The following is a 17,502-nucleotide window of genomic DNA, read 5'->3' on the forward strand; positions in this document are numbered from 1 at the left end:
ATATTGTTTTTTTAAGACAGCTTGTTGTTCAGCTTACTCAGTTTAATCTGGGTCAGTACCTTTTTGGTATATAGTGGAAAATCGGCATTCAAAATCCAACCGAAATAACCGGGTTCGGTTTCCATAACCTCATCCACTGTTTTGCCCTTGTGTTTCCCAAAAGCAAATATTGGTTGTTCATCTTTGTTAATACCAATAAATCCTGCAAAGTCCAAGGATTGTTTTCTGGTAGTGAACTCGGACAATTTCTTTACATTGTTTTCCAATTCTGGATATCTATCCAATTGTGATAATAACACCTCGTAAGTAGCCATGGTATCAGCTTCTGCACTATGTGCATCTTCTAAACTTTTGTCACAATAAAATTTATAGGCAGCTCCCAAAGTGCGTTTTTCCATTTTATGGAAAATTGTTTGCACATCTACAGAAACCATATGTTTCATATCAAAATCAACATCTGCCCTGAGCATTTCTTCCGCAAGTAGCGGAATGTCAAACCTATCAGAATTAAAGCCAGCTAAATCACTGTCCTTTATCATTTTATAGATTTCTTTTGATAGTTGTTTGAATGTAGGCTCGTTAGCTACTTTTTGATTAGAAATACCATGTATCAACACCACTTCTTGTGGAATAGGCATCTCTGGGTTCACCAACCATGTTTTGCTCTCCTTATTACCATTGGGAAAAACCTTTAGTATTGAGATTTCAACAATTCTATCTTTGGCCACATTGGTACCTGTGGTTTCTAAATCAAAAAAACAAATGGGCTTGGTCAATTGTAACTCCATGAAAATAATTTTATCGTGATTTAGAAAATAACCAAGGTAATAGTTCTGGTTCCGCAAAAGCATTATCCCAGCTATTGTGCCCTACTCCTGGATATAACGAATACTTTATGTTAATACCGATATTCTCCATGGCTTTTACCATCTCTGCCGAACACTTTTCTGGTACAACCGTATCTGCATCTCCATGAAACACCCACCAATCCAGTTTGCTTAGTTTCTTGCTAATTTTTGGGTTAGCCCCTCCACATATGGGAAAAGCAGCGGCAAATACGTTTGGGTTTCTACGAACCAATTCAAAAGTACCCATGCCTCCCATGGAAAGTCCACCTACGTAGATTCTACTTTTATCAATTTTATAAGTTTTCTTTACATGTTTCAACAATCCTTCCAACAGCACCATGTCTTTTGTTGGTTCTGAATCTTCATAAAAGGTAAATTCTCTGTTTGGAATATCTCCTTCTACATTGATTCTTGCCCAAGAACTGTTGGCCGCGCATTGTGGAAAAACTACTATAGCCCGATAGTTGTCCCTGATTTCTTCTTTTAGAAATAAACCAGACCCGTGCACCAATTGTGCCTCGTTATCATTCCCTCTTTCTCCAGAACCATGCAGCATAAGTATTAAAGGGTATTTTTCTGATGGATTGTAATCTTTGGGAAGTAATATTCGATATGGCATACTACTCCCATCTTTTTCAAAAACCATTTTTTTATAAGGCGAAAGGTCTTGTGCCATCATACTAGCTGAGAACAAAAAAAGTGATGCTAAACTTAAAGAGATTAAAAACTTCATTGATTGATGAATTTGTTTAAACCTCTAAATTAATAATAGTGGAAAGAATAGAAGGGTTTTAAAGCTAGATTTCTCTATTTACATCCCAAGCTTCAAGATAATCTGCCACTGTTTTAACAAACATACCTCCTAGCGCACCATTGACAACTCTATGGTCATAGCTGTGAGAAAGGAACATTTTACTACGAATACCTATAAATTCTCCTTGGTCAGTCTCTATAACAGAAGGCATCTTTCTTATGGCGCCAAGTGCCAAAATACCGACTTGTGGCTGATTAATGATAGGCGTACCAAAAATACTGCCGAAGGAGCCTACATTGGTCACGGTGTAAGTACCGTCCTTGATATCATCTGGTTTAAGCTGATTGTTCCTAGATCTATTAGCAAGGTCATTCACAGTTTTTGCCATACCGACCAAATTAAGTTGATCAGCGTTTTTAATTACTGGAACTATTAAGTTACCATCTGGTAGTGCAGCCGCCATACCAATGTTTATGTTTTTCTTTTTAATGACTTTATCCCCATCAAGAGAGATGTTAACCATTGGATATTTTTTCAAGGCTACCGCAACGGCTTCCATAAAGATTGGAGTAAAGGTCAATTTTTCTCCTTCTCTTTCTTCAAAAGCCTTTTTAGATTTATTTCTCCAGTTGACAACATTGGTAACATCTACTTCCACAAAACTCTGAACATGAGCTGATGTGGATACACTATCTACCATATGTTGAGCAATTAACTTGCCCATGCGGGTCAATGGGATTATTTCATCACCATCCGCAACAGCCGCTGGTGCTGTTTTAGGCTTTTCTGATGCTACTTTTGAAGTTTCTACTTGAACTGCCGGTTTGCTAACTTCTTTGGAAATTGGATTCACAACAGCTGCAGTGTTTCCGTTAGTGGAACGGTTTTCTAAAAATGCTTTTATATCATTCTTGGTTACCCTACCTTCTTTTCCGGTACCGATTATTGCTTCCAGTTCTTCCATGGAAATTCCTTCTTCCTTAGCAATATTCTTTACCAATGGTGAATAAAATCGCTCTGAACTTGAAAAATCTTGCGCTGGTACAGCAACCGATTCTTTTATTTCAGTCATTTGATTTTCTAAAACCGCCACGGGAGCCTCTACTACATCTTCTGTCTCCTCAACGGAATCTGCACCATTCGAAGTCATCTCAACAATACCTCCATCAGTTTGTATGACCGCAACTACTTCTCCTACTTTTATGATGTCATCAACATCAAATCGCCTTTCCAATAACACGCCTTCAACTTCACTCGGCACTTCAGAGTCTACCTTGTCCGTAGCAATTTCAAATATTGCTTCATCCATCTCAATGGTTTCCCCTACTTCTTTTAACCAAGTAGTCAATGTTGCCTCTGCAACACTCTCTCCCATTTGCGGTAATTTCAATTCAAACTTTGACATATTCTTATTTAACGAAGTAATATCGACTTATATTTTGCAAAAATACTAAAGAAAACTCCTTATCCTTAATTTATGTGTATTTTTTAATCATAAATTAATTTGTCTTAATGGAACTTTCAAAAGGAACTCTGTTCAAGATACTCCTCCCCAATGTAACCTCATCTGTGTATTCCAATTCGTCCCCAACGGATATTCCACGTGCAATTGTTGAAGTAGTAACATCCAATTCTTCTAATTGCCTATAGATATAAAAATTGGTGGTATCTCCCTCCATTGTAGAGCTCAAAGCAAAAATAAGTTCTTTAACAACACCTTCTTTTACCCTATTAACTAGGGAAACAATGTTTAGGTCTTGAGGCCCAACACCCTCCATGGGTGATATTTTACCTCCCAGCACATGATATAGTCCTTGGTATTGAGATGTATTCTCAATGGCCATGACATCCCTAATATCCTCAACAACGCAAACCAAAGTTTCATCTCTATTAGGATTGGCACAAATCTCACATAGTTTTGTATCTGAGATGTTATGACAGCTGCTACAGAAATTGACCTCACCTCTAAGCTTGGTCAAAGCATCTGATAAGAAGTTTGTTCGTTCTTCTGGTTGTTTTAGAAGATGCAAGACCAATCTCAGTGCCGTTCGTTTTCCAATGCCTGGTAACTGAGACATTTCATATACTGCATTCTCCAAAAGCTTTGACGAAAATTCCATACCTACAATTATCAAACAAAATTACAATTTTACCGTTACCAATTTACTTTTGTACTTTGCAAATCAAATTCCAAATATGTCCTCAACACAAATTCTTTTGCTCATTGGTGCTTATTTTTTAGTATTAATGATCATCTCCTATTTCACTGGAAAAAACGATTCCAATTCAGATTTTTTTAAAGCAGGTAAACAATCACCATGGTATTTAGTTGCATTTGGTATGGTAGGTGCCTCACTTTCAGGGGTTACTTTTATTTCGGTACCAGGATGGATAGAGGATTCTCAATTTGGTTATATGCAGGTAGTTTTTGGCTACTTGTTCGGATATTTTGTAGTTGCTTATGTTTTGTTGCCATTATATTATAAATACAACCTTACCTCAATTTATGAGTATTTGTTAGATCGTTTTGGCTCTGTCAGTCATAAAACAGGTGCTTTCTTCTTTTTTATCTCCAGGGTTTTGGGTGCTGCTTTTAGATTGTATCTAGTAGCCATAGTGCTACAACAGTTTGTTTTTGATGATTTAGGCATTCGTTTTGAGTTTACCGTGATTATTTCCATTCTGTTAATTTGGATCTACACCAATAGAGGAGGCATAAAAACCATAGTTTGGACAGATACCTTGCAGACCCTATTTATGATTCTTGCTGTGGTATTATCTGTAATATTTATTCTTGACGAATTGAACTGGACTTTTGGAGAGTTTTTGAGTTCTGAAGAATTAAAACCTTACAGTCAATTTCTTTATACCGATAGTTTCTTGGATCGCAACCATTTTATTAAATCTTTTGTTGGCGGTATGTTCATAACCATTTGTATGACTGGACTTGATCAAGATATGATGCAAAAAAACCTTACTTGCAAGTCTTTAAAGGATGCGCAAAAAAATATGGTTTCATTCAGTTTAGTTCTAGTGGGGGTAACATTTTTGTTTATGTTGCTTGGAGCCTTGTTATTTATTTATTCAGGTAAAAATGGCATCTCTATGCCATTAATGGACGGTTCTCCAAAATCGGACTTGTTGTTTCCTGAAATTGCCTTGAATAGTGGTTTGGGGCTTACATTGGCCATTACTTTTATGTTGGGATTGATCGCTGCAGCCTATAGTAGTGCAGATAGTGCGCTGACATCCCTTACCACTTCCTTTTGTGTAGACTTTTTGAATGTTGAAAAAAGAAAGGAAGATCAACAAAGAACCATTAGAAAACGCACCCATATTGCAATGAGCATTATGCTCATATTGGTCATTATTTCCTTTAAGTATATTTTAAGCAGTAATGTAATTGACAGCTTGCTTACGGTATCAGGGTACACATATGGTCCATTATTGGGTCTATTTGCTTTCGGTATTTTAACCAAACATCAAATAAAGGATAAATACGTTTGGGTTATTTCAATACTATCGGTAGTTATTATAGCTCTAGTAGCTAATATTCCTTCTTCGTTTCTAGGTGGATATGTAGTTGGTTATGAATTGTTACCGTTGAATGGTTTATTAACCTTTTTTGGACTTTGGTTGATTAGGACAAGAAAACCTATCCCTAGTATTGACCAGTAGCCAATAACACCAAGGTGCAGGCTACCTCAACTTTTATTCCAGCTGCTTCAAGAATTTTGTAAAAATCTGGGTTTTCAGTACCTGGATTAAAAATTACTCTTTGCGGCTTTAGTTGAACAATGTCGTTGTAGTATTGCTCTTGTCTTTTAGGGTTCAGATACAAAGTAATGGTATCAATATTTTGAAAATCATTTAGGTTGGTTTTAATTTGTACTCCAGAAACAGCTCCTTCCCTTACCCCAAATGCTTCTGTTTCAATTTTGCTTTCAATCAAACGATGGATTGCCAAATTACTATATCTACTGGGGTTTAAAGATGCTCCCAAAACAAGTGTCTTAACCATTTGTTAATTTATGTGTTAAACTAAATCAAAGATTGTAACTAATCAAAAAAAAACTCGTCTATTGTACGTGTAAAAGAAATCATTGGTAAGACTGTATTTTTTTTATAGTTAATGGTTAGTGTTTAGTATAGCTTATCAATGTAAAGAACCCTGGCGTTTCGATTACTATCGGGAGTCAGGGTTTATCTTTTAAAAACAATCACTTTCATGGTTGTCTAATCACTGCTTTTGTTAAAAAATGTTAAACACATTTTTATTTGTAACATCTTTCCTTTAGCGTCGTCTTGTAGACAACATCAATCTAATCAAAAAACGATCAAACTCATGAAAAGAGTAATTTTACTTTTCGCGCTGCTTTTGTGTAGCATTTATTCAACACCGTTAACTGCCAATAATGATACTGATACTGCAATAGGTTCTATATCTGGAACGGTAATCGATAACACCTTAAAGCAACCAGTGGCTTATGCTGCCATTGTAATTAAATCTGAAGACGGCAGTAAAACCATTACAGGAGGAATTACAACTGAGGATGGTAATTTTGAAATTAAAAAATTGCCTGAAGGCTCTTTTATTATGGAAGTTCAATTCATTGGGTACAAAACGCATTCCCAAAAATTGGTTATTACCAAAAAGAACCGAAAAGTCGAAGTTGGAACCATAACCTTAATGGAAGACACGGAAGAACTATCTGAAGTTGAAGTTGTTGCGGAACGCACCACCATAGAACAACGCGTGGACAGAAAGGTTATAAACGTTGGAAAGGACTTAACCACTGCCGGAGCAACGGCATCAGATATTATGAACAATATTCCTTCTGTAAATGTAGACTCGCAAACCGGCGATATTTCCATGAGGGGCAACTCAAATGTACGCGTAATGGTGGATGGAAAATTGTCCAATGTACCAGTTGCTCAACTGTTGCGTCAAATACCATCAACTTCCATTAAATCAATAGAATTAATTACAAACCCATCAGCTAAGTACAATCCTGAAGGCATGAGCGGCATTATCAACATCATACTGCACAAAAATGCCAATATTGGGTTTAACGGAAACATTACCACTGGACTCACCAAAGGCATCGAGGCCAAGTTCAATAGTTCTATTGATATGAACTATAGACAAGGAAAATTCAATTTTTATGGAAATTATGGAAATAACATTGGCAAATATGTGAATGATGGTAGTATTACAAGAATTGACGAGAATTCAAAGCAAGTGTTTGATTTCTTCAATAACAACAAATCACACCTTTATAAAGTAGGGGTCGATTTTTACTTGAATGACAATAACACTATTTCCGTTTTCACCAATCAAAATATTTTTGATGGAACTGGAGAAGGAATTACAGCGGTGACATATAACGATGATTTATCCAGAAATGTAACTCAGTTTTTCAATGATATAAGTGATAATCTTAGTGAGCAATACAATTTTGATTATAAACATGATTTCAAAAAAGAAGGTCATAATATAGAATTGGAAATAGATCATAACCGATTCAATAGTGATCAGGATGCAGACTTTAGGACAACGGGAGCATCGCTATTCCCAGACTATATGGACTTTGTTGATACCGAACGCGAACAGACCTTCATCAACTTGGATTATGTGAATCCTTTGGACAGTATTTCCAAATTGGAAGTTGGTCTGGAATCTAGAACTTTTGAAACAGATGTAGATTATTCATCAACAGGTTTGTCCTTCAATCCAAACGGAGATCTGATTCCAACACCAAATACAGACTTCGTTTATAACATGGATATTTATTCTGCATATGCCACTTTTAGCCAAACCAGAGGGAAATTCTCTTATCAGGCTGGGGTTCGTGTTGAAGATGTTGAAGTTAAGGCAGATACCAATAGGCTTAGAGCATTTACGGATAAATACACCGAGGTATACCCTTCAGCTTTTGTGACCTATAATCCAAATGAAAAAAATCAATTTCAAGTAAGTTATAGCAGACGTGTGGATAGACCTGGTCTACAGCAAGTAAACCCAATTAGGGAATGGGCAACGCCACTTATATCGTCTTTTGGAAACCCAAGTTTGGTCCCTCAATTCACCAACTCTTATGAAACCAACTATACTAGACGCATAAAAGGAGGAAGTGTAACCGCTGGAATTTTCTATAGAGCGATATCTGACGAGATAAACAGAGCTGTATATGTGGACAGACTTGATTTTAACAAGCTCATTTTAACTTTTGACAATTTTGAGAATACATCTGCTTATGGTTTTGAACTTTCTACCAATTATAAGCTTACACAGTGGTGGAGTGTGAATGGGAGCTTTGATTTCTACTCTCAAACACAACGAGGTATTACTGAAAGTTTGAGTGGAAATAGTCCAGATCCAACGGAAAACGACATCGTTGTGGAAAATGTTGAAGTCGACAACACGGCCTGGAATATGAGATTGAACAATAGTTTTAAAGTAAATAAAGAATTGACCTTTCAGTTATTCGGATTTTATAGAGGTCAAAACCGGACTATACAGTTTACTGCAGAACCTATGTACTTTGTAAACTTAGGAGCACGATACAGCTTTGCACAAGGCAAAGGTACAATCAGTCTAAACTACAATGACATTTTTAATACCATGCGTTTTGCTTTTGATGGTGACCGTCCATATGATCAGGTTGGTGGATTTAATTGGGAAAGCAACAATGTATATGCAGGTCTATCTTACAGATTTGGTAGTGGAAAAAACAGAGCAAAACAGCGTAAAAGGAGAGATGACAATACCAAACAATCTGGTGGAGGCATTTTGTAAAAAGATTTGATATTCCTGAGAGAGTATTGGTTGGTTAGTCTTTCAAGGTATATCATTTAAAAACCCCGGTTCTTTTTTGGAATCGGGGTTTTGTTTTTATTCTGCAATATCAGTTGGATAGCCATCAAGGCTGATAGTATTTTTCTTTGACCAATATTTTTTTAAACCTTCCTCCCCTTGGTTTTCTGCCCAATCCACCAAAGATTGACGTTGATGTTTATACTCCATTATTGGTACTCCCATACCGCATGAAATTTGTACCAAATCAATTTTCACATCCACCAATTGTCTGCTTCCTGCCATTTTAGGAAACAAATCTATGTGTTCTTTCCAAAACACAGTGTTACTTCTATATGCTTGTGCACTTCCATATAACCTCAATATAATAGGATCTCCATCAAAAGCACAAAACATTATAGTGATACGGTTTTTGCCCATTAAATGAGTAGATGTCTCGTTACCGCTTCCAGTTAAATTTAACCAGATTACTCTATTTTCATCTAAAACCCGCAATGAATCCAATCCTTTGGGGGAAAGGTTTACAGAACCTTCTTCCATTGCAGTTGCTACAAAAAAGAGTTTTTGATTTTTTATAAAATCGATAAGGGCCGGGGTTAATTTGTCCAGCTGTCTACCCATGCGCTATTACCATTTCATGATTACGCTGCCCCAAGTAAATCCGCTACCAAAAGCAGCTAAAACCACTAAATCTCCAGACTTGATTTTACCAGCTTCCCACGCCTCGGTCAAAGCAATTGGGATTGAAGCCGCTGTGGTATTACCATATTTCATTATGTTATTGAATACTTGGTCATTAGAAAGGCCAAACTTCTTTTGAATAAACTGCGCAATACGCAGGTTTGCCTGGTGAGGAATCAGCATATCTATGTCCTCTGGGGTCAAATTGTTAGCTTGCAGACCTTCCATAATTACTTCACTAAAACGAACCACAGCATTCTTAAATACAAACTGTCCGTTCATATATGGAAAGTAGGAAGTATCCTCTGGGTCTTCATCCTCAATAATATCAGTAACCCATCTTTTCCCCATACCAGGAGCAATTAATGAAAGCTCTTCAGCATGTTGCCCTTCTGAATGCAAATGGGACGAAAGAATTCCTTTTGAAGTATCCTCTTCTCTGGTCAATACTGCAGCACCGGCTCCATCACCAAAAATAACCGATACCCCCCTACCTCTAGTTGTCATATCCAAACCATGGGAATGTAACTCCGAACCTATCACCAGCACATTTTTGTACATTCCACTTTTAATATATTGGTCAGCGACAGAAATTCCATAAACAAAACCAGAACATTGATTTCTTACATCTAACGCCCCTACGGTTTTAATTTCAAGATCACGTTGGACCAAAACGCCAGGTCCAGGAAAATAGTAGTCTGGACTGAGTGTGGCAAAAACAATAAAATCAATATCATCCTTATCAATACCAGCACGTTCAATAGCAACCTTCGCTGCTTTTACCCCCATAGACGTGGTAGTATCCGTACCTTTTACAACATGCCTTCGCTCCTTAATTCCAGTACGCTCCTGAATCCATTCGTCATTGGTCTCCATCAACTTAGATAGATCATCATTGGTCACTACATTTTCGGGCACGTAAAATCCGAGTCCAGAAATTTTTGAATTGTACATATAGTATGCTTAAGTAAAAATTATTAAAAAAGTCAGTGGCTATTTAATGGAAAAGTAAAAAATATATTCAAAGAACTTAGAATATATCAGAAAAATTAGTCCATGTACTTTTTAAAATCGTTCACTTTTACTTTCGCCTTTAGGTCATGAAGCAAGTTGTAAAGTCCGAAAAAAGTCCGGTTCATGTATAAAAAATGCTTGGAACCGCGATTGCCGTTCATTTTTTTAATCTGATCATCTTTGGAGTAACGTTCACTTAAATCTGCAATTTTGGTCCAGAATGTATCTGCTCCAAAATCAAACTCATTTTGATGAAAGGGGGATGTAAAAAGTGTAAGCATTTCCTTGAAAAGAGCCTTAAAAAATTCAAGCTCTTCCTTGGAATCGGTCGGAGTCAAAATTTCCAACTCGTACAACTTCTCCATAAAGATTTCGTCATTATTGATATTGTCTTCTTGGGCCAATTCAAAATAAGGAATGTAAAACTCATCTGGAATTTCTTTAATACAACCAAAATCTATGGCAATCAAGGTTTCATTTGCGCTAACCAAAAAGTTACCAGGGTGTGGATCTGCATGTACTTTGCGCAAACTGTGTATCTGAAACATGTAAAAATCCCATAACGCCTGCCCTAGTTTATTTCCAAGATTCTGGTCAAAATCAGTATTTGTAAACTCACTAAGGTGTTTTCCCTTCATCCAATCCATAGTAAGAATACGCTCACTGGATAAATCTTGATAATAGTTTGGGAATTCCATATTGGAAATAGCAGAACACGCCTGGGTGATCTCTTCACTTTGCTTAAGCTCCAAAATATAATTGGTCTCTTCAACAAGTTTATTTTCAACCTCTTTAAAGTATTTTTCAGAATCTTTGCCCTTTAGGTTGAACATTCTAATGGCGATGGGTTTTACTATAGCCAAATCACTGCTAATGCTTTGGGCCACACCTGGGTATTGAATTTTAACTGCCAATTCTTTACCATCCTTTTTGGCTTTGTGTACTTGGCCAATACTGGCAGCATTAACAGAATCTTTCTCAAAAGTGTCAAAAATGTCCTCAGGGTATTTGTTAAGGTACTTTTTGAACGTTTTTCTAACTAAAGGCGCTGAAAGTGGTGGTACAGAAAATTGGGAAAGCGAAAACTTTTCCACATAGGCTCTAGGCAGAAGGTTCTTCTCCATACTAAGCATTTGAGCAACTTTGAGCGCACTCCCTTTAAGACTTTTTAAGCCATCATAAATATCTTCCGCATTATCTTGGTCAAGCTCATCTTTTGCAGTTTCTGAATTGACGAGTTTCTTTCCATAATATTTTACGTAGTTCCCTCCAATTTTTACGCCTGTCTTTACTAGTTTTCCTGCTCTTTCAATCTTTCCCGTGGGAATACTGTCCAATGTCTTCATACACTATTAAGCAAAGTTTTCTTTATAGAGGAATTTTCCGAAATCAATAATTTTTTCCAATGGGGCACTTTCAAAAACTTGAAAAATTGTTGTCACTGATTTCTCAATGGCTATATCCGTCTTTTCAAAATCTGGCGAATTATCTTCCATCCAGAATTTTAAAAGGAACAGGAATTGCAACCATGCTCCTTCAGAAAACAGTTGTGGGCTATGTTTGAGAATTTTTAAGTTCTTTTCGCTATTGCGTTCCTCAATAAGTTCCGAAGCAAAATCTTTAATACGATTTCTAAGGCCTTTTAATTGCCCTAATTTTTCCATGGTATTTTTGTGCTCTTTTAGCATAAAAAGAACATAGCTCCTGTTCATTGTTAAAGATTCAAAGATGGTATAGAAGAATGTGAGCATTTTCTCTTCGTTGGTCATACTATCATAACCCTCGTTTTTTTGCATAACCGCTAGGGTGTTCTCAAAGAACTTCTCCCAAATAGCATGCTGCAGTCCTTCAAAAGACCCAAAGAATTTATAGAATTCCTCTTCTTTGATTTTATTTTCTTTACAAAACTTGTAAATGGATTTTGGTATTACTTCATGTTCCAATACAGTATCCATGAACCAACCAATAATTTTTTCTTCTGTAACCTTTGAATTTGAAGTATTTGCCATTGCACTTTGTGTTTAATCAAAAATACGATTTACCGAACAAAATAATAGTTAAGATTTCTTAAGAAATAAAAGGAAAACGCACTTTCATTCGAAAGTGCGTTTTCAACAACCTAACCAATAAATAAACAAACTTGTTATAGCATGATACTATTTCATAGCAATTTTTCCATAACACTACAAATATACATATTTTGTTTATCAATTTAATAAAAAGAATAAACAAAACTATGTTAAAGTTTGCCAGATACTGTAATATCTGCAGTACAGTGTCAGTTTGTCACATTTATAACTATGGTACTTTTTTTGCCATTGTTAAAACCTAAAGAAAATTAATAAACAATGGCTACAGGCAAAATCAATGTTTCAGTAGAAAACATATTTCCTCTAATAAAAAAATTCCTCTATAGTGATCATGAAATTTTCTTGAGAGAGCTTATTTCCAACGCTACGGATGCAACACTAAAACTTAAACACCTTTCTTCTATTGGCGAGGCCAAAGTTAAATATGACAATCCCTTGATTGAAATAAAGGTTGATAAGGATAAAAAACGTATCCGTATTATAGACCAAGGTATTGGCATGACGGAAGAAGAGGTTAAAAAGTACATTAATGAAGTAGCTTTTTCTGGCGCTGAAGAATTTTTGGACAAATACAAGGATGCTGGAAAAGATGCCGGTATCATCGGTCATTTTGGACTTGGATTCTATTCTGCGTTTATGGTAGCGGAAAAGGTGGAAATCATCACAAAGAGCTTTAAAGATGAACCAGCGGTACATTGGGTTTGTGACGGGTCTCCAGAATTCACTTTAAAAGAAGCAAAGAAAAAAGATAGAGGAACAGAGATTGTTCTTCATGTGGCTGAAGACTCAACAGAGTTTTTAGAAGATTCAAAAATTCGTGAACTGTTGACCAAATACAACAAGTTCATGCCTATTCCGATAAAATTTGGAACAAAAACAGAAACGCTTCCAAAGCCTGAAGATGCTAAAGAGGAAGATCCTGCACCAACGCAAGAGGTAGATGACATCATCAACAATCCTGAGCCAGCATGGACAAAGAAACCTGCAGATTTAAAGGATGAGGATTACAATAGCTTCTATAGAGAATTGTATCCCATGCAATTTGAAGAGCCTTTGTTCAATATTCATTTGAATGTGGATTACCCCTTCAACTTAACAGGTATTCTATATTTTCCAAAATTGACGAATGACCTTAACATTCAAAAAGACAGGATTCAATTATACCAAAACCAGGTTTTTGTAACGGATAATGTTGAAGGTATTGTTCCAGAGTTTTTAACCATGTTGCGTGGTGTTATAGATTCTCCAGACATTCCGCTTAACGTATCTCGTTCTTACCTGCAAGCTGATGGGGCCGTTAAAAAGATTTCTTCTTACATCTCAAAAAAGGTTGCCGATAAGTTGAGCTCGCTCTTTAAAAGCAATCGTGAAGATTTTGAACAAAAGTGGAACGATATTAAAGTTGTTATTGAATACGGGATGCTTTCTGAAGATAAATTCTTTGAGAAATCTGACAAATTTGCACTATACCCAACAGTAGATGGTAAATTCTTCACTTTTGAGGAGTTACAGAACACATTAAAGGACAACCAAACTGATAAAGATGGAAAATTGGTTGTACTATATGCATCTGACAAGGAAGCACAACATAGCTATATTGAGGCTACCAAGGCAAAAGGTTATGAAGTACTATTGATGGATTCTCCAATTATATCGCATTTAATGCAAAAACTGGAAACTTCTAAAGAGAACTTATCTTTTGCAAGAGTAGATGCTGACCATCTGGACAACCTCATCAAAAAAGAGGACACTACTATTTCTAAACTTTCTGATGAAGAAAAGGACAGCCTAAAGGCTGATTTGGAAAAAGTCATAACGGATAAAGGGTATACCATTCAAATGGAAGCAATGGACAGTTCTGCGTCACCATTTATTATTACAGAGCCTGAATTTATGCGCAGAATGAAGGAAATGCAGCAAACCGGTGGCGGTGGTGGAATGTTTGGAATGGGGAATATGCCAGAAATGTATAACCTCATTGTAAACACCAATCATGAGTTGGTTGGCGAAATTTTGAGTACTAAAACTGCCAAAAAACGCGAAAGATTGATCAATCAGTCTTTAGATTTGGCGCGCTTGTCCAAAGGACTATTAAAAGGAGAAGAACTTACCAATTTCATTTCGCGTAGTTACGAGATGATAAAGTAGTCTCAATTACATAAATTTCATTTAAAGGCAGGTCATATGACCTGCCTTTCTTATTTTTATCTCAATGGAAAACCCTTGGCACCTTTATGTAATGGCTGGCATGTATATGATTGCGGGTGTTGCCCATTTTGTTTATCCAAAGGCCTATCTGCGCATAATGCCCAGATATCTCCCAAATCATAAGCTATTGGTTCTGTTAAGTGGCCTTGTAGAGATTGTTTTAGGTATTGCACTTTGCTTTGAGCAAACTAGGAACCTTAGCATCTATGCAATTATAGCAATGCTTCTTGTTTTCTTACTGGTTCACTTTTATATGCTATCTGGTGAAAAAGAAAGTGCAGGAATACCAAAATGGATACTCTTGCTTAGAATACCATTACAATTTGGCTTAATGTATTGGGCATACTTCTACTTGTCATCTTAACATCCAACTATTGTCAAAGTATCTTTTCAACCAAGGAATTTGAATCAGAAACAATAACCCAAAAAGCAACACCGCATACACTGTTGTTTTTGAAGATGACAGCATTTGAGGCCAATCTAAAATTCTTTCAAAAAACGAATCAATTTGTCCATTTCCAAACCATGCTCGATTGTCCAGGGTATAGTCAGCAGCCAAATACCATGTCATTCCAACCAACCCAATGCACAAGAAAACAAAAAAACTCTTTGGTATCAATGGTTTATATTGAGTAACGTCATTTAGCACTGGTTCAGCAATTTGAGACATAATGTTATCTGTGAAATTGGATGAAGGAGATTCTAAAATCGTTTCATCCATAATTTTGTCAACAAACGCTGCTAGTTCCTTTTCTTCGTTCTTATCCATAATTCTGAAATATTTCTTTTTCTAAATTCTTCTCCAACACTTTGGCAAACTTTTTTCTTGCTCTAAACAATTGCACTTTTATGGTGCTAACAGGAATATCTAAAGTCTTTTCCATTTCTGCTAGACTTTGTTCTTCAAAATAAAAAAGTGTAAGAAGCCCAACATCATTGCTAGGCAATAAATTCAGACATTTTTTAATCAGCTCCTTTCTTTCCTCTTGTAACATTTTATCCAATGCATTGTTCATACTTACAAATGCAACACCTTTAACATGGTCTATATCTACAAATGTCTTATTCCTTTTATTTTGTTTGATTCTATCTAAACAAGTATTGTATGCAACCTTATAAATCCAAGTGGAAAGCTTAGAATCTCCTTTAAAATGTGACAGTGATTTAAAAATCTTGATAAAAGTATCTTGGGATACTTCTTCAGCCTCTTCTCTGCTTCCCAGCATTCTATAGGCTAAAGTATACACCAAATTCTTATATGCATCAACCAACTCAGAAAAAGCATGGGTATTACCATCTCGGATTTTCTGGATCAGATTAGTTTCTTTATTGGTTGTCATTGCACATTGGACGCCAAAACATACTCCGAGGTTACACAATTTTCTTTTTTTATCAAAAAAATGTAACCTCAACCAAAAAACCGTCGTCATAGACAATGAACTAATAAAATAATAATCATTTAAAACGAACAATCATGGGATCTGAATTAATCATTATACCAATACTATTTGGGGTTGTCTTTGGAATAGCATACCTCTATTTTTCAACCAGAAATAAAGAACGTCTGGCATTAATTGAAAAAGGGGCGGATGCTTCTATTTTTGTTAAAGGAAGGAGAGCCGGCGCTGCCCCTTTTTGGAAAATCATTATCCTAAACATCTCCCTTCTTTTAATAGGTATTGGAACTGCAATTTTTCTAGCCTCCATCTTAGTATACAGTTTTGGAGTGCATGATGACGTAGCATACCCAGGTACAATATTTACTTTGGCTGGGGTAGGTCTTTTGGTAGGTTTTAACATGACCAAACGTTTAGAAAAAGAAGAGTAAGTCCAAACAAAATCAATTTGAACAAACCACCGTTATTTGCGGTGGTTTTTTTATCTTAACCCTATGCAAATTATTTCAACAAACATAGGGAAATCAACAGCAATAAGCTGGAACGGACAACAAACCACTACAGGTATATACAAATACCCAGTACATGAACCTCTTCTTCTTGAAGATGAAAGTGTTGCCAGAGACACTATCAGTGATAGAAAAGTGCATGGTGGCATTTTTAAAGCTTGTTATTTATTTTCCGCAGACCATTATCCTTATTGGAAAGAAAAATATCCAGAACTAGAGTGGAATTGGGGAATGTTCGGTGAAAACCTAACCATTGAAGGTCTTGATGAATCTAAAATGCGAATAGGTAATATCTACAAAATGGGTAACGCTTTAGTACAAGTTACGCAACCCAGAGAACCTTGTTTTAAGCTAGGTATAAAGTTTGGAACGCAAGAAATTCTGAGGCAATTCATTGACCATGGTTTTCCTGGTACCTATGTTAAGGTTTTGGAGATTGGAGAAGTTAAAAAAGGAGATACTTTAGAATTGGTAAAAGAATCTGAAAGTACCTTGACTGTTCAACAATTTTATACATTACTTTTTTCTAGAACAAAAGATATTGATCTTTTAAAATTGGCAATTGCCAATGATGCCTTGCCACCTAACAAAAGAGAACGACTAAAAAGGTACTTATAAAAAAAGGCCCATAAATGGGCCTCCTTGCACTGAAATTAACTAAACAAACTTATTTTACCGTAATAGTTTCTGTGTAAGTACCCAACTTATCCACTACAACCAAGGTATATTCATCTTCAAAAGCTCTTTCAAAATTGAAAGCCTTTTCAATTACCATTTCGCCATCAATAGATTCACTATAAACAAGTCTATCTTGGCTGTCATATACTTTAAGAACTACTTTACCCTGAGTAAGGTTCAATAAATTCAATAATAACTTTTCTCCTTTCTTTACAAAAACCGGATCTAATTCAATTTCAATCAACTTCTTTTCTACTTCACTTTTAGCAATTCCTTTTTTACCAAAAGTGTTCTCTGGTCCATTTGCAAACCCTATTGTGGAACTTAATAGGAATGCTGCTACTGTAACATAATTTAAAACTGATTTCATAACGTTTCGTTTTTTAAGATTACAGGACAAATGTAGCATGGGATAATCCTTAAAAACACCAGCATCTTTTCCAGTTTATATGGAATATTAACACGCTTGATATGTTAAAATGGTATTAAAGGTAAAATAGAACATA

At 36.0% G+C, this 17,502-nt stretch carries 18 protein-coding genes; 6 read left to right on the top strand and 12 right to left on the bottom strand.

The window, feature by feature from the left end; translation table 11 throughout:
• Positions 1-11: 11 nt before the first annotated feature.
• The 4 genes from SJY44_RS15065 to recR form a co-directional block, all read right to left on the bottom strand.
• Positions 12-788, bottom strand: a complete 777-nt coding sequence (locus tag SJY44_RS15065; protein ID WP_396590355.1) for an exonuclease domain-containing protein — start codon at positions 786-788, stop codon at positions 12-14.
• 10 nt (positions 789-798) lie between these two features.
• Positions 799-1,581, bottom strand: a complete 783-nt coding sequence (locus SJY44_RS15070) for an alpha/beta hydrolase-fold protein (protein WP_396590356.1) — start codon at positions 1,579-1,581, stop codon at positions 799-801.
• A gap of 64 nt (positions 1,582-1,645) precedes the next feature.
• The gene (locus SJY44_RS15075) at positions 1,646-3,007 is read right to left on the bottom strand and encodes a dihydrolipoamide acetyltransferase family protein (RefSeq protein WP_396590357.1); all 1,362 of its coding nucleotides are present in this window, start codon (positions 3,005-3,007) and stop codon (positions 1,646-1,648) included.
• A 94-nt stretch (positions 3,008-3,101) separates the two neighbouring features.
• Positions 3,102-3,722 carry a recombination mediator RecR gene (gene recR / locus SJY44_RS15080; RefSeq protein WP_396590358.1) on the bottom strand — a complete coding sequence of 207 codons (621 nt, stop codon included), beginning with the start codon at positions 3,720-3,722 and terminating at the stop codon, positions 3,102-3,104.
• A 76-nt stretch (positions 3,723-3,798) separates the two neighbouring features.
• Between recR and SJY44_RS15085 the strand changes: the two genes are divergently transcribed.
• Entirely contained in the window at positions 3,799-5,280 is a 1,482-nt protein-coding gene (locus tag SJY44_RS15085; RefSeq protein ID WP_396590359.1) for a sodium:solute symporter, read from the top strand.
• On the opposite strand, the gene SJY44_RS15090 is transcribed toward SJY44_RS15085, so the two are convergent.
• The gene (locus tag SJY44_RS15090) at positions 5,264-5,623 is read right to left on the bottom strand and encodes a CoA-binding protein (protein WP_396590360.1); all 360 of its coding nucleotides are present in this window, start codon (positions 5,621-5,623) and stop codon (positions 5,264-5,266) included. The genes SJY44_RS15085 and SJY44_RS15090 overlap by 17 nt on opposite strands.
• 324 nt (positions 5,624-5,947) lie before the next feature.
• On the opposite strand from SJY44_RS15090, the gene SJY44_RS15095 reads away from it, so the two are divergent.
• Positions 5,948-8,401: a TonB-dependent receptor domain-containing protein gene (locus SJY44_RS15095; protein WP_396590361.1), complete on the top strand. Its 2,454-nt coding sequence runs from the start codon at positions 5,948-5,950 to the stop codon at positions 8,399-8,401.
• Positions 8,402-8,497: 96 nt separating this feature from the next.
• Here the strand turns inward: SJY44_RS15095 and SJY44_RS15100 are convergent, their stop codons facing one another.
• The 4 genes from SJY44_RS15100 to SJY44_RS15115 all read right to left on the bottom strand — a co-directional run bounded on the left by SJY44_RS15100 (position 8,498) and on the right by SJY44_RS15115 (position 12,123).
• Complete coding sequence (locus SJY44_RS15100; protein ID WP_396590362.1) at positions 8,498-9,040, bottom strand: pyridoxamine 5'-phosphate oxidase family protein; 543 nt, start codon at positions 9,038-9,040, stop codon at positions 8,498-8,500.
• A 6-nt stretch (positions 9,041-9,046) separates the two neighbouring features.
• Complete coding sequence (locus SJY44_RS15105; protein WP_396590363.1) at positions 9,047-10,054, bottom strand: 3-oxoacyl-ACP synthase III family protein; 1,008 nt, start codon at positions 10,052-10,054, stop codon at positions 9,047-9,049.
• Positions 10,055-10,149: 95 nt separating this feature from the next.
• On the bottom strand, positions 10,150-11,460 hold the full coding sequence (locus SJY44_RS15110) for an ABC1 kinase family protein (protein ID WP_396590364.1): 1,311 nt from the start codon (positions 11,458-11,460) through the stop codon (positions 10,150-10,152).
• 6 nt (positions 11,461-11,466) lie between these two features.
• The gene (locus SJY44_RS15115; RefSeq protein ID WP_396590365.1) at positions 11,467-12,123 is read right to left on the bottom strand and encodes a TetR family transcriptional regulator C-terminal domain-containing protein; all 657 of its coding nucleotides are present in this window, start codon (positions 12,121-12,123) and stop codon (positions 11,467-11,469) included.
• A gap of 339 nt (positions 12,124-12,462) precedes the next feature.
• Here SJY44_RS15115 and htpG point away from each other — a divergent pair, with 339 nt between their 5' ends.
• Both htpG and SJY44_RS15125 read left to right on the top strand, forming a co-directional pair.
• Entirely contained in the window at positions 12,463-14,352 is a 1,890-nt protein-coding gene (htpG, locus tag SJY44_RS15120) for a molecular chaperone HtpG (RefSeq protein WP_396590366.1), read from the top strand.
• A gap of 64 nt (positions 14,353-14,416) precedes the next feature.
• Entirely contained in the window at positions 14,417-14,776 is a 360-nt protein-coding gene (locus SJY44_RS15125) for a MauE/DoxX family redox-associated membrane protein (RefSeq protein ID WP_298930742.1), read from the top strand.
• Here SJY44_RS15125 and SJY44_RS15130 read toward each other — a convergent pair.
• Together SJY44_RS15130 and SJY44_RS15135 are read right to left on the bottom strand one after the other, a co-directional pair.
• Positions 14,768-15,181: a hypothetical protein gene (locus SJY44_RS15130; RefSeq protein ID WP_396590367.1), complete on the bottom strand. Its 414-nt coding sequence runs from the start codon at positions 15,179-15,181 to the stop codon at positions 14,768-14,770. The two genes, SJY44_RS15125 and SJY44_RS15130, sit on opposite strands and share 9 nt — an antisense overlap.
• Entirely contained in the window at positions 15,174-15,752 is a 579-nt protein-coding gene (locus SJY44_RS15135) for an RNA polymerase sigma factor (RefSeq protein WP_396590368.1), read from the bottom strand. The genes SJY44_RS15130 and SJY44_RS15135 overlap by 8 nt, the downstream gene beginning before the upstream one ends.
• A 134-nt stretch (positions 15,753-15,886) precedes the next feature.
• On the opposite strand from SJY44_RS15135, the gene SJY44_RS15140 reads away from it, so the two are divergent.
• Together SJY44_RS15140 and SJY44_RS15145 are read left to right on the top strand one after the other, a co-directional pair.
• A complete protein-coding gene (locus SJY44_RS15140; protein WP_298930735.1) occupies positions 15,887-16,240 on the top strand; it encodes a DUF6249 domain-containing protein in 354 nt (117 codons plus the stop codon).
• A 63-nt stretch (positions 16,241-16,303) separates the two neighbouring features.
• Positions 16,304-16,936: an MOSC domain-containing protein gene (locus SJY44_RS15145; RefSeq protein WP_298930732.1), complete on the top strand. Its 633-nt coding sequence runs from the start codon at positions 16,304-16,306 to the stop codon at positions 16,934-16,936.
• A gap of 49 nt (positions 16,937-16,985) precedes the next feature.
• On the opposite strand, the gene SJY44_RS15150 is transcribed toward SJY44_RS15145, so the two are convergent.
• Positions 16,986-17,366 carry a hypothetical protein gene (locus tag SJY44_RS15150; RefSeq protein ID WP_298930729.1) on the bottom strand — a complete coding sequence of 127 codons (381 nt, stop codon included), beginning with the start codon at positions 17,364-17,366 and terminating at the stop codon, positions 16,986-16,988.
• Between the last annotated feature and the right edge of the window lie 136 nt (positions 17,367-17,502).

This window comes from Allomuricauda sp. R78024, assembly GCF_044596045.1.
GTDB lineage: Bacteria > Bacteroidota > Bacteroidia > Flavobacteriales > Flavobacteriaceae > Flagellimonas.

Bases quoted from the DNA above. Each gene is read 5' to 3' on its own strand.
- SJY44_RS15070 (WP_396590356.1), bottom strand. From the start codon at position 1,581: ATGAAGTTTTTAATCTCTTTAAGTTTAGCATCACTTTTTTTGTTCTCA.
- SJY44_RS15150 (WP_298930729.1), bottom strand. From the start codon at position 17,366: ATGAAATCAGTTTTAAATTATGTTACAGTAGCAGCATTCCTATTAAGT.
- SJY44_RS15125 (WP_298930742.1), top strand. From the start codon at position 14,417: ATGGAAAACCCTTGGCACCTTTATGTAATGGCTGGCATGTATATGATT.
- SJY44_RS15115 (WP_396590365.1), bottom strand. From the start codon at position 12,123: ATGGCAAATACTTCAAATTCAAAGGTTACAGAAGAAAAAATTATTGGT.
- recR (WP_396590358.1), bottom strand. From the start codon at position 3,722: ATGGAATTTTCGTCAAAGCTTTTGGAGAATGCAGTATATGAAATGTCT.
- SJY44_RS15140 (WP_298930735.1), top strand. From the start codon at position 15,887: ATGGGATCTGAATTAATCATTATACCAATACTATTTGGGGTTGTCTTT.
- SJY44_RS15095 (WP_396590361.1), top strand. From the start codon at position 5,948: ATGAAAAGAGTAATTTTACTTTTCGCGCTGCTTTTGTGTAGCATTTAT.
- SJY44_RS15145 (WP_298930732.1), top strand. From the start codon at position 16,304: ATGCAAATTATTTCAACAAACATAGGGAAATCAACAGCAATAAGCTGG.
- SJY44_RS15130 (WP_396590367.1), bottom strand. From the start codon at position 15,181: ATGGATAAGAACGAAGAAAAGGAACTAGCAGCGTTTGTTGACAAAATT.
- SJY44_RS15135 (WP_396590368.1), bottom strand. From the start codon at position 15,752: ATGACAACCAATAAAGAAACTAATCTGATCCAGAAAATCCGAGATGGT.
- SJY44_RS15105 (WP_396590363.1), bottom strand. From the start codon at position 10,054: ATGTACAATTCAAAAATTTCTGGACTCGGATTTTACGTGCCCGAAAAT.
- SJY44_RS15110 (WP_396590364.1), bottom strand. From the start codon at position 11,460: ATGAAGACATTGGACAGTATTCCCACGGGAAAGATTGAAAGAGCAGGA.
- SJY44_RS15065 (WP_396590355.1), bottom strand. From the start codon at position 788: ATGGAGTTACAATTGACCAAGCCCATTTGTTTTTTTGATTTAGAAACC.
- SJY44_RS15100 (WP_396590362.1), bottom strand. From the start codon at position 9,040: ATGGGTAGACAGCTGGACAAATTAACCCCGGCCCTTATCGATTTTATA.
- htpG (WP_396590366.1), top strand. From the start codon at position 12,463: ATGGCTACAGGCAAAATCAATGTTTCAGTAGAAAACATATTTCCTCTA.
- SJY44_RS15090 (WP_396590360.1), bottom strand. From the start codon at position 5,623: ATGGTTAAGACACTTGTTTTGGGAGCATCTTTAAACCCCAGTAGATAT.
- SJY44_RS15085 (WP_396590359.1), top strand. From the start codon at position 3,799: ATGTCCTCAACACAAATTCTTTTGCTCATTGGTGCTTATTTTTTAGTA.
- SJY44_RS15075 (WP_396590357.1), bottom strand. From the start codon at position 3,007: ATGTCAAAGTTTGAATTGAAATTACCGCAAATGGGAGAGAGTGTTGCA.